Source organism: Streptomyces siamensis, assembly GCF_039543605.1.
Taxonomy (GTDB): domain Bacteria; phylum Actinomycetota; class Actinomycetes; order Streptomycetales; family Streptomycetaceae; genus Streptomyces; species Streptomyces siamensis.
Genome location: NZ_BAABKB010000045.1, coordinates 61,162 through 72,408 on the forward strand (window position 1 = coordinate 61,162; position 11,247 = coordinate 72,408).

The following is an 11,247-nucleotide window of genomic DNA, read 5'->3' on the forward strand; positions in this document are numbered from 1 at the left end:
TTTGAGGAATGCGTCATCGTCGAGCACAGGATTCCCGCCGCGACTCCCGTCGAGATCGCCGAACTGGCCCGCTGCTGTGCCGTCTTCGTGCCGGCCGATCCGCCCCGGACCAGCCGCGTCGCGTTCTGGTGCCCGGAGGGCGATTCCCCTCCCGCCGTGGCGTCCGGCTCCGCCGAGGACCTGACGGTCGTGCTGCCCGGCGAGGAGGGCGTCGAGCGTGTGGCCGTGCCCGCCGTGCTGCTGCCGGTGCGGGCCGCACTGCCGGTGCTCACGCGCGCGCGTGCCGTCGCCGGGGCGCACCGGTCCGCCTCTTTCTGGAGCGCCGCGGCCGTGCTCGCCCTCCAGTTCGCCGCACGCGGGCTGCTGCTGCCCGGCCTGACCCCCGGCGACCACGACGCGTGGCGCGCGGGTCCGCTGCGCGCCCAGGACATGGAGCGCGTCCGCGAGCTTGCCGCCGCCATGCCGCCCGAGGCGCACGCGACTCCCCTGGACGACGTCGAACCGTTGCGGCTGCCCGATCCGGAACGGCTGTTGCGCGCGTTCCTGGACGCGGTCGCCGATGGGCTGCCCCGCTCACCGGCGGCGCCGCTCGCCGCGGGCGGACCGGTCTTCGCGGCGCCGGAGCCGCGGCGCGTGCCCCAGCACCGTGCCTGGCTCGACGACGTCGCCGCCGTGCACGACTCGGACGTACGCATCTCTCTGCGCGTCGAGGTGCCGGGACTGGAGCCGGACGCGCCCGAGGACGCGCGGATGGTGTTCCGTGCCGTCCTGCAGTTGCACGGCGTGAGCGATCCGGCTCTCGTCGCGGACGCCGCCGACGCGTGGTCGGGGTCCACCGGATTCGGCCCGCGCGCGCGGATGGACGCCCTGCTCGCGCTGCGTCGCGCCGCCCGCGTCTGGACGCCGCTGGCTCCGCTGCTCTCGGCGGCCGTGCCGGACGCCGTGGAACTCGCCGATGACGAGATCACCGAGCTCCTCGGCGAAGGCGCCCGCAGCCTGGCGTCCGCGGGTGTCGACGTGCACTGGCCGAAGGGACTGTCACGAAAGCTGACGACCGGCGCGGTCATCGGCCCGCCGGCCGACACGGACGGCGCCGACGACACCGCCGGGAAAGCGGGCGGCGGCCCGGGGAAGGCCGGGTCGGACACTCCCTCGTTCCTGTCCGCCAACGCCATGCTCGCCTTCGACTGGTGGTTCGCGCTGGGCGATCAGCAGCTCACCCGCGCGGAACTGGACCAGCTGGCCGAGGCGAACCGGCCCGTCGTGCGACTGCGCGACCAGTGGGTCCTCGTGGACCCCCAGGAGGTGCGACGCGCCCGGGCCCGGCAGGACCGGAAGGTCACGCCCATCGACGCGCTGAGCGCGGCACTGACGGGCTCCACGGAGGTGGACGGGCGCAGGGTCGACGTACGCCCGACGGGATGGCTGGCGGCCCTGCGGGAGCGGCTGGCGGACCCCGAGGGCCAGGAGCCGGTCGGGCAGCCCGCCGCGCTGGACGCGACGCTGCGCGACTATCAGGCACGGGGGCTCAACTGGCTCGCGCGGATGACCTCCCTGGGCCTGGGCGGCTGTCTCGCCGACGACATGGGCCTGGGCAAGACCATCACGCTGATCGCCCTGCACCTTCACCGGCAGACGGCCGAGTCCACCGCGGGACCCTCACTGGTGGTCTGCCCGGCCTCCTTGATGGGCAACTGGCAGCGCGAGATCGAGAAGTTCGCCCCTGGCACCCCCGTACGCCGCTTCCACGGTTCCAGGCGCTCCCTGGAAGGCCTGTCCGACGGCGAGTTCGTCCTCACGACCTACGGCACGATGCGGCTCGACGCACTGCGTATGGCCGAGGTGCCGTGGGGGATGGTGGTCGCGGACGAGGCCCAGCACGTGAAGAACCCCTACTCGGCCACGGCGCGGGCGCTGCGCACGATCGGCGCCCGCGCGCGCGTGGCGCTCACCGGCACCCCGGTGGAGAACAACCTCTCGGAACTGTGGGCGATCCTCGACTGGACGACACCCGGCCTGCTCGGGCCGCTGGGCGCCTTCCGCACACGGTACGCGCAGGCGGTCGAGGGCGGTCTGGACCCCGCGGCGGCCGAGCGGCTCGCCCGCCTCGTGGGGCCCTTCCTTCTGCGTCGCCGCAAGTCGGACCCGGGCATCGCTCCCGAGCTGCCGCCGAAGACGGAGACGGACCGCGCCGTGGCCCTGACCACGGAACAGGCGGGCCTGTACGAGGCCGTGGTGCGCGAGACCCTCGCGGAGATCTCGGAGGCGGACGGCGTCGCACGGCGCGGTCTGGTCATGAAGCTGCTGACCGGGCTGAAGCAGATCTGCAACCATCCGGCGCAGTTCCTCAAGGAGGCGCAGCCCAGGATTCCCGGCAGGTCGGGGAAGCTGGAGTTGCTGGACGAACTGCTCGACACGATCCTCTCCGAGGATGCGAGTGTCCTGGTCTTCACCCAGTACGTGCAGATGGCCCGCCTGATCGAGCGTCATCTGGCGACGCGCGGTGTGCCGACGCTGTTCCTGCACGGAGGAACACCCGTGACCGAGCGCGAAGCGATGGTGGAGCGCTTCCAGGAAGGTGAGATCCCCGTCTTCCTGCTGTCGTTGAAGGCCGCCGGCACAGGGCTGAACCTCACACGGGCCGAGCACGTCGTGCACTACGACCGCTGGTGGAACCCGGCCGTGGAAGCCCAGGCCACCGACCGCGCGTACCGCATCGGGCAGAGCCGCCCCGTCCAGGTGCACCGGCTCATCGCCGAGGGGACAGTGGAGGACCGGATCGCCGACATGCTGCGGCACAAACAGCAACTGGCCGACGCCGTCCTGGGCTCCGGTGAGGCCACGCTCACGGAACTGACGGACGCGGAACTGGCCGACCTGGTGGAACTGCGAGGGGGCGCGCGATGAAGGACCGTGACGAGGAACGCACGTTCGCCGCGCTGCCACCCGCGCGCGGGCGGGGCTTCGCGCAGACGTGGTGGGGCCTGGCATGGCTCAAGTCCCTGGAGGACACGGCGTTGGACGCGGGGCAGCTGAAGACGGGCCGCAGGCTGGCACGTGCGGGCGCCGTGGGTGCCGTGTCGGTCCGCCCCGGGCGCATCACGGCCGTGGTCCAGGACCGCGACCGCACCGCCCATCGCGCGGACGTGCTGCTCCAGGAACTGTCCGACGAACAGTGGGACCGCCTCCTGGACATGGCCGTGGAGCGGGCCGGGCACGTCGCCGCGCTGCTCGACCGCGACATGCCGCCGCATCTCGTCGAGGACGCGGCGACGGCCGGGATCGAACTCCTGCCGGCGCTCGGCGACCTCGAGGCCGCGTGCGACTGCGACGCCTGGGACCACTGCGGGCACACGGCCGCACTCTGCTACCAGATGGCCAGGCTGCTCGACCAGGACCCCTTCGTCCTGCTGCTGATGCGCGGGCGTTCCGAGCACGTCCTGCTGGGCGAGCTCCAGGAGCGCGGCAGCGCGCGGCAGCGGGAGCCGTCGGACGCAGACCACGCGCGCGTGGAGGGCGTGGACGCGGCCGAGGCGTACGCCGCCGGGGACATCCTGCCGTCGCTGCCGTCCGTCGCCGACCTGCCGGGCGAGGCCGGGCCGCCTCCCGCCTTGGACGCAGAGACCGCCCCCGCGCCCGGACTCGACCCGGCCGCCCTCGAGTTCCTCGCGGCCGCCGCGGCGGGCGAGGCGTACCGGCTTCTCCGCGAGGCGGCGCTCGCGGACGGGCAGGGGCAGCAGGCGGTCGGGCAGGGGCTGTCGCTCGCCCAGGACGCGGTGCGGCTGGCCGCCGCGGACCCGGGCCCGGCTGTCCTGCAGCGGCTGGCCGAGGGTTCGGGGCGCGACGCCGAGGCTCTGCGACTCGCCGTACGTGCTTGGCGTCTCGGGGGTACGGCGGCGCTGTCGGTCCTTGAGGACGCGTGGGCCGTGCACGGCGAATCGCTGGCACGCGCGCGTGACGCCCTGGAGTCGGCCTGGGACGAGGACGAGCGGCCGCGGCTGGTCTCGGCCGACAACCGCTGGACGGTCGTCGGTATCGGCGGCAGTGGCATCCAGTTGCGCCTGGGCCGGGACGGCAGGTGGTGGCCGTACCGCGAGGAGCGGGGCCGATGGGCCCCCGCCGGGCCGGCGGTACGGGACCCGGCGACGGCCCTCGCCGCGGCCGGAGGAGACCCGATGAATGGTTGACGCACGGCGTTCATCTCAAGGTCGCCCGGCGTTGGGGGTCGGGGCCAACTCTGGCCGCTGACACTGAACTTGTGCCCCAGGAGGCCTGATGTCCCCGCACGCCGTCGGCCGGCGCCGCGTCAACCGTTCCGTCGCAGCGGGTCTGCCGCTCGCCGTGCTGGCCGCCCTCGCGGTGGCCGGCTCCGCGAGCGCGGCCGGCAGCCCGGCGCAGCCGCAGGTGACGCGCACCGCCACGCTCGGCGACGTCCCGCTCGGCGCGTTCAGCAACTCGCTGCTGCCGGGCACGGTGGACGACGACCGGGGTGTGGACCTGGGCGGCATCGGCAGCGACATCTACCCGGCGGGACGCAAGGGCGAGTTCTGGACGGTCACCGACCGCGGTCCCAACGGCCAGATCAAGGTGGACGGCAAGAAGCGCCGGACCTTCCCCGTGCCGGGGTTCGACCCGGCCATCGTGAAGATCCGCGTGACCGGTGACGGCGTGAAGGTGATCGACGCGATCCCGATCACCACGTCTTCCGGGAAGCCCGTCACCGGTCTGTCCAACCAGTCGGGACGCGACGAGGCACCGTACTCCTACGACGCGCTGACCCCACTCACGTTCGACCCGAACGGTGTGGACACCGAGGGGATAGTGCGCGCCGCGGACAACACCTTCTGGCTCGTCGACGAGTACGGGCCGTCGCTGATCCACGTCTCCGCGCGCGGGAAGGTGCTCACACGCTACGTGCCCAAGGGGCTGAACCTGACCGGCGCGGACTATCCGGTGGTGGAGGCGCTGCCGTCGGTCCTGCTGCACCGGAAGACCAACCGTGGCTTCGAGGGGCTTGCCCTGTTGCCCTGCGGCGACCTGGTGATGGCGCTGCAAAGCCCGCTCTCCCTGCCGGACGGCGCCGCGGGGGACGCCTCGCGCACCACCCGGCTGGTGCGCTTCTCCCCCAAGAAGCGTGCCGTCACCGCCGAGTACGCGTACCGCTTCGACCCCGTGAACGTGGTCGACCCGAGCGAAGACGACACCTCGGAGCTCAAGATCTCCTCCGTGGTGGCCGTCGGAAGCGATCGGCTGCTCGTCGAGGAGCGCACCGACAAGGCTGCGCGTCTGCACCTGGTGAAGCTGTCGCGGCACGCGGACATCCTCGGCGGCCCGTGGGACGACGACACGACGTCGCCCTCCCTGGAGCAGCTCGACGACCCCGCTGCCGCCGGTGTCCCGGTGCTGGACAAGCACCTGGTCGTGGACCTGGGCACCGTCGCGGGGGTGCCCGGAAAGATCGAGGGCGTCGCGCGCGTGGATCACGACACGCTGGCCCTCATCAACGACAACGACTTCGGGATGACCGACGGGTCGGGCGCGTTCGACGCACAGGGCCGGCTGATCGACAGCGGCATCGAGACGACGGTGACGTACGTGCGGCTGCCGCACGGGATCTGACGTCTGCGCCCGCCACGGCGCGCCGCTCAGTCCAGTGGCTTGGTGAGTTTGTGGGTGCCGTTGCCGACGTCCGCCGCGAGACTGCACGCCACCTTGTCGATGCCGATCCGGTAGCCGCTGGAATCCGGGTACTGCACGAGCGTGCCGCGTACGGTGCCCGCGGACTGCTTGGCCGCCTTGCGCTCCAGAGGCACTCGGCAGAGGGCCGACGCCGCCTTCTTGAGGGCGGCGTCGGTGCCGTAGGTGCCTTCGAGCTCGGCCACCTTCACCACCTGGGCGTCGTGCGGCTTGCTGCACGAGCGCTTGGTGGCCTGTCCGGGTCGGCTGCCGTCCGCGTCGAAGCAGTCCCCAGTGGTCAGCATGTAGTACGGCAATTCGTTGCCGGCGGGCGTCGGGAAGAGCGAGCGGAGATCGCTCGGGACGACGTCGGTGGGCAGGTCCGAGGGGAGCGTCGGCACGGCACTGGGCAGTTCGGACGGGACGCTCGACGAGGGACCGGGCGTCCGCCGCGTACTTCCGCTGGCCTCCGGCGACTTGTCGTCCTTCCCGCCCCCACCGCCTCCCGTCGCCACCGCGATCACGGCCACCACGACGCCCACGGCCACGATCACGGCGAGCACCACGAGGAGCGTGTTCCTGCGCCGTCCTCCCCGGTGGCCGGCGGGTCCGCCGCCCGGCGGTCCGGGAGGTGGCGGTGGCTGCCATCCCCCGCCTCCCTGCGACGGCGGCCCGAAGCCGCCGGGAGGCGGGCCGTAGCCACCTGGAGGGGGACCGTAGCCACCGGACTGCGTTCCCTGGCCGCCTGTCGGCGGCCCATAGCCACCGGACGATGGGTCGTAGCCTCCCGGTGGTGGGCCGAAGCCACCGTCACCTGGGGGCGGCGTGTCTCCCGGCGGTCGAGGCGGTACGGGCGGCATGGCCATACCGTCAAGAGTCGTACCGAACCGGTCATCACGCGAGCCCTGCGCGGAAGTTGATACGGACTCATGGCGTGGATCGCACGATTCCGCATCATTCACTCAGGGAACGTTCCGAACCCACCGAACCCGCTGCCCCCTCAGAACCCACCGATCCCACCGGAGGCGGCCACGAGGTGGGGGTCGGAACGCGCCCCAGCCCGAGGCCCGGCCACGAGATCCCGTCCCGCTGGGGCAGGCCCGCCCGAGGGCGGGCCCACGCCGCGTGGGACCGGTCAGCCCCGCGCACCCAGCAGGTGGTCCATCGCCAGCTGGTCCAGACGCTCGAAGGCCATGCCGCGCGCGGCCGCCGCGTCCACGTCGAAGTCCTCGAAGGCCGTCCGGTCACCGAGCAGCCCCTTCAGGCCGTCGGCCGCCGTGGGCTGCGCCAGCTCGTCCAGGCGCGAGGCACGCAGGGCCTCCTGGACCTCGGGGTCGGCACGGAAGGCCGCGGAGCGCTCCCGCAGGATCAGGTAGTTGCGCATGCAGCCGGCGGCTGACGCCCAGACACCGTCGAAGTCCTCGGTGCGCGGCGGCTTGAAGTCGAAGTGCTTCGGCCCGGCGTAACCGGCGCTCTCCAGGAGGTCGACGAGCCAGAACGCGGCACGCAGGTCGCCCGCCCCGAAGCGCAGGTCCTGGTCGTACTTGATGCCCGACTGGCCGTTGAGGTCGATGTGGAAGAGTTTCCCCGCCCACAGGGCCTGCGCGATGCCGTGCGGGAAGTTCAGCCCGGCCATCTGCTCGTGGCCCACCTCGGGGTTCACGCCGTACAGCTCCGGGCGCTCCAGGCGCTCGATGAAGGCGAGGGCGTGGCCCACCGTGGGCAGCAGGATGTCGCCGCGCGGCTCGTTCGGCTTCGGCTCGATGGCGAACTTCAGGTCGTAGCCCTGGGAGGTCACGTACTCGCCGAGGAGGTCGAAGGCCTCCTTCATGCGGTCGAGCGCGACCCGGACGTCCTTGGCCGCACCGGACTCGGCGCCCTCCCGGCCGCCCCACGCGACATACGTCTGGGCGCCGAGTTCGACCGCCAGGTCGATGTTCCGGATCGTCTTGCGCAGGGCGTAGCGCCGCACGTCGCGGTCGTTCGCGGTGAACGCGCCGTCCTTGAAGACGGGGTGCGTGAACAGGTTGGTCGTGGCCATCGGCACCTTCAGCCCCGTGGCGTCCAGGGCCTGCCGGAACCGCTTGATGTGCGACTCGCGCTCGCTGTCCGAGGACCCGAAGGGGATCAGGTCGTCGTCGTGGAACGTCACTCCGTAGGCACCGAGCTCGGCCAGACGCTGCACCGTCTCGACCGGGTCCAGGGCTCCCCGGGTGGCTTCACCGAACGGGTCCCTTCCCTGCCAGCCGACGGTCCACAGGCCGAAGGTGAACCTGTCCTCGGGGGTGGGCTGGTAGTTCATGTCGCGGCTCCTTGCTCGCTCCGGCTTACTTGCTCCGACTATTTCGTCATGGCGGTTAACAAATTAGTATGCGGATGCATCTCTGGGAAGAGACGAAGTGCGAAACCCGGGCCGAGCCGGTCCGGACAGCCCCACAACCAGGACAGATCCCGCGGAGCCGCGGAAGAGGGAGAGCCCGATGTCAGCAGCCGAGGGTCCGCTCGTCGTCGGAGTGGACACGTCCACCCAGTCCACCAAGGCCCTGGTCGTCGACGCATCCACCGGACAGGTGGTGGCCAGTGGACAGGCACCGCACACCGTCTCCACGGGTGCGGGCCGCGAGAGCGACCCCCGGCAGTGGTGGGACGCGCTTCGCGAGGCGCTGCACCAGTGCGGCGACGCCGCCCACGAGGCTGCCGCGGTCTCGATCGGCGGCCAGCAGCACGGCCTCGTCACCCTCGACGCCCAGGGCGAGCCCGTGCGCCCCGCCCTGCTGTGGAACGACGTGCGGTCCGCGCCGCAGGCCCGCCGGCTGGTCGAGGAACTGGGCGGCCCGAAGGCCTGGGCGGAACGCACCGGCAGCGTGCCCGGACCGTCCTTCACCGTCACGAAATGGGCCTGGCTCGCCGAGAACGAGCCGGACGCCGTCCGGGCGACGGCGGCCGTCCGGCTGCCGCACGACTACCTCACCGGACGACTCACCGGGCAGGGCACCACCGACCGCGGGGACGCCTCGGGCACGGGCTGGTGGGCGTCCGGGACGGAGGCCTACGACGACGAGGTCCTCGCCCACGTCGGGCTCGACCCGGCGCTGCTCCCCCGCGTGGTCCGTCCCGGCGAGGTGGCCGGAACGGTGCACGCGCAGGGCGGCCTGCCGTTCTCCAGGGGCACCCTGGTCGCGGCGGGCACCGGCGACAACGCGGCCGCCGCGCTCGGCCTCGGCCTGCGCCCCGGCACCGCGGTACTGAGCCTCGGGACGTCCGGCACGGTGTACGCCGTGTCGACGCGGCGCCCCGCCGACGCGACCGGCACGGTGGCGGGCTTCGCCGACGCGCGCGGCGACTGGCTTCCGCTGGCCTGCACCCTGAACTGCACCCTGGCCGTCGACCGTATCGCCGCGCTCCTGGGCCTCGACCGGGAGGCCGTGGAACCCGGGTCCGGAGTGACGCTGCTGCCCTACCTGGACGGTGAGCGCACCCCGGACCTGCCGCACTCGGCCGGACTGCTGACCGGTCTGCGTCACGACACGACCGGCGGGCAGCTTCTCCAGGCGGCGTACGACGGTGCCGTGCACTCGCTGCTCGGCGCCCTCGATCTCGTCCTCGACGCGGACGCCGACCGCACCGCGCCCCTGCTGCTGATCGGCGGCGGTGCCCGGGGTACCGCCTGGCAGCAGACCGTGCGGCGGCTGTCGGGGCGGCCGGTGCAGGTGCCCGAGGCCAAGGAACTCGTGGCGCTCGGGGCGGCCGCCCAGGCCGCGGGCCTGCTCACCGGCGAGGACCCGGCCGCCGTCGCACGGCGCTGGAACACCGCTCGGGGGCCGGTGCTCGACGCCGTGGAGCGGGACGACGAGACGCTCGCCAGGATCGCCGGGGTACTCTCCGACGCGGCTCCGCTGCTGGAGCGGCCGTAGTCGGGCCGACCCGTGCGGGCGGCGGCAGGAGCGTGGTCGTCCCACGAGGACGACAGGAACGAGGATTGACGGAGGCATGACCGCACCGCTGCACGAGACCCACCCGGCCGGATCCGGCCGCCGCCTGCCCGACACTCAGCAGGGCATGCGTCGCCGCAATCTGTCCAGGGTCATGCACACCGTCAGTGCCGAGGGGCCGTTGTCGCGCGCCGCCGTCGCCTCGCGGATCGGCCTGACACGGGCGGCCGTGTCGACGCTCGTCGACGAATTGATCCGCTCGGGACTCCTCGAAGAACTGGGCCCCGAAAGGCCCGGCCGAGTGGGGCGGCCGGGCTCGGCGCTGGCCGTCAGCGGGCGCGGTCCCGCCGGGATCGGTGCCGAGGTCGGCGTCGACCACCTCGCGGTGTGCGCCGTCGACCTGCGCGGCGGTATACGGGCCCGTGCGGTGCGTCACGGCACGAACCGAGGCCGGTCGCCGGAACCCGTCGTCGAGGAGCTGTCGGCGATGGTGCGGCAGGTCGTCGCCGAGGCGGAGCGCGAGGGGCTGTGGCCTGCGGGCCTCGCGGTGGCCGTGCCCGGTCTGGTGGCGCGCGACGCCCGGACCGTGGTCCGCGCCCCGAACCTCCACTGGCAGGACACGGACCTGAGCACACTGCTTCCCGCGGATCTGCCGCTCACCGTGGACAACGAAGCCAATTTCGGCGGCCTCGCCGAACTGTGGCTCGGCGAGGCGACCCCGCGCGACTTCCTGCACGTGTCCGCGGAGATCGGTATCGGTGCCGCGGTCCTCGTCGACGGGCACCTGCTGCGCGGAACCCGTGGCTTCGCCGGCGAGTTGGGGCACGTGCCGGTGCATCCGGACGGGCCGGAGTGCCCGTGCGGTGGCCACGGCTGCCTCGAACAGTACGCGGGAGAAGAGGCCGTCCTGCGTGCCGCCGGTCTGGAGCCGGGCGAGGACCGGGTGGGACTGCTGTCCGAGCGCGCCGCGCAGGGCGACCCGCACGTACGGCGTGCCCTGCGCGATGCGGGCACCGCACTCGGCATCGCGCTGACGGGGGCGGTCAACCTGCTGGACCCCGAGACGGTCGTGCTCGGAGGCGCGCTGTCCGGTCTCGCACCCTGGCTCCTGCCGTCGCTGGAGGAGGAGCTGGCCCGCCGCACCGCGGGTCCCGCCTGCGCCGTGTCGGTTTCCCGGCTCGGGCCCGAGGGGCCCTTGCTGGGCGCCGCGCATTCAGTGGTGCGAAGTGTGCTGGACGACCCGGCGGCGGTGGCGGAGCGGGCGTAGCCCGAGCACGCGGTGGTGGCGGGGCTCGCCCGGCCCGAGCACGCGGTGGTGACGGAGCACGTCCGGTCCGAGCACGCGGTGGTGACGGAGCACGCCCGGCCCGAGCACGCGGTGGTGACGGAGCACGCCCGATCCGAGCACGGGATGGTGACGGAGCACGCCCGATCCGAGCACGCGGTGGTGGGAGAGCGCGCCCGGTCCGATCCGGCAGCGGTGGCGAAGGCGCGCGAAGCAGGCACGGCCCGATCCGCCGGTGGGCGGGCGTCGGCGCACAGGTGGGACTCCCCCTTTCGGGTGGCCGAGTTGTCCACAGTCACGGATTTGTCCACGGACTGACGCCTCGCTCTTCCGGCCCAACCGGCAAGCGCCGTA

At 73.0% G+C, this 11,247-nt stretch carries 7 protein-coding genes; 5 read left to right on the plus strand and 2 right to left on the minus strand.

The window, feature by feature from the left end:
- The first annotated feature begins 15 nt into the window (after window positions 1-15).
- The 3 genes from ABEB03_RS40395 (at window position 16) to ABEB03_RS40405 (ending at window position 5,619) form a co-directional block, all read left to right on the plus strand.
- A complete protein-coding gene (locus ABEB03_RS40395) occupies window positions 16-2,907 on the plus strand; it encodes a DEAD/DEAH box helicase (RefSeq protein ID WP_345658244.1) in 2,892 nt (963 codons plus the stop codon).
- A complete protein-coding gene (locus ABEB03_RS40400; RefSeq protein WP_345657996.1) occupies window positions 2,904-4,187 on the plus strand; it encodes an SWF or SNF family helicase in 1,284 nt (427 codons plus the stop codon). The genes ABEB03_RS40395 and ABEB03_RS40400 overlap by 4 nt, the downstream gene beginning before the upstream one ends.
- Window positions 4,188-4,275: 88 nt before the next feature.
- On the plus strand, window positions 4,276-5,619 hold the full coding sequence (locus ABEB03_RS40405) for an esterase-like activity of phytase family protein (protein ID WP_345657998.1): 1,344 nt from the start codon (window positions 4,276-4,278) through the stop codon (window positions 5,617-5,619).
- A 26-nt stretch (window positions 5,620-5,645) separates the two neighbouring features.
- Here ABEB03_RS40405 and ABEB03_RS40410 read toward each other — a convergent pair whose 3' ends face one another.
- Together ABEB03_RS40410 and xylA are read right to left on the minus strand one after the other, a co-directional pair.
- Window positions 5,646-6,242: a hypothetical protein gene (locus ABEB03_RS40410; protein ID WP_345658000.1), complete on the minus strand. Its 597-nt coding sequence runs from the start codon at window positions 6,240-6,242 to the stop codon at window positions 5,646-5,648.
- A 569-nt stretch (window positions 6,243-6,811) separates the two neighbouring features.
- Window positions 6,812-7,978: a xylose isomerase gene (gene xylA / locus ABEB03_RS40415; protein WP_345658001.1), complete on the minus strand. Its 1,167-nt coding sequence runs from the start codon at window positions 7,976-7,978 to the stop codon at window positions 6,812-6,814.
- A gap of 178 nt (window positions 7,979-8,156) precedes the next feature.
- Between xylA and xylB the strand changes: the two genes are divergently transcribed.
- Window positions 8,157-9,590, plus strand: a complete 1,434-nt coding sequence (gene xylB, locus ABEB03_RS40420) for a xylulokinase (protein WP_345658003.1) — start codon at window positions 8,157-8,159, stop codon at window positions 9,588-9,590.
- 76 nt (window positions 9,591-9,666) lie between these two features.
- A complete protein-coding gene (locus tag ABEB03_RS40425) occupies window positions 9,667-10,875 on the plus strand; it encodes an ROK family transcriptional regulator (protein ID WP_345658005.1) in 1,209 nt (402 codons plus the stop codon).
- The last annotated feature ends 372 nt before the right edge of the window (window positions 10,876-11,247 follow it).

Bases quoted from the DNA above. Each gene is read 5' to 3' on its own strand.
- ABEB03_RS40400 (WP_345657996.1), top strand. From the start codon at position 2,904: ATGAAGGACCGTGACGAGGAACGCACGTTCGCCGCGCTGCCACCCGCG.
- ABEB03_RS40405 (WP_345657998.1), top strand. From the start codon at position 4,276: ATGTCCCCGCACGCCGTCGGCCGGCGCCGCGTCAACCGTTCCGTCGCA.
- xylA (WP_345658001.1), bottom strand. From the start codon at position 7,978: ATGAACTACCAGCCCACCCCCGAGGACAGGTTCACCTTCGGCCTGTGG.
- xylB (WP_345658003.1), top strand. From the start codon at position 8,157: ATGTCAGCAGCCGAGGGTCCGCTCGTCGTCGGAGTGGACACGTCCACC.
- ABEB03_RS40425 (WP_345658005.1), top strand. From the start codon at position 9,667: ATGACCGCACCGCTGCACGAGACCCACCCGGCCGGATCCGGCCGCCGC.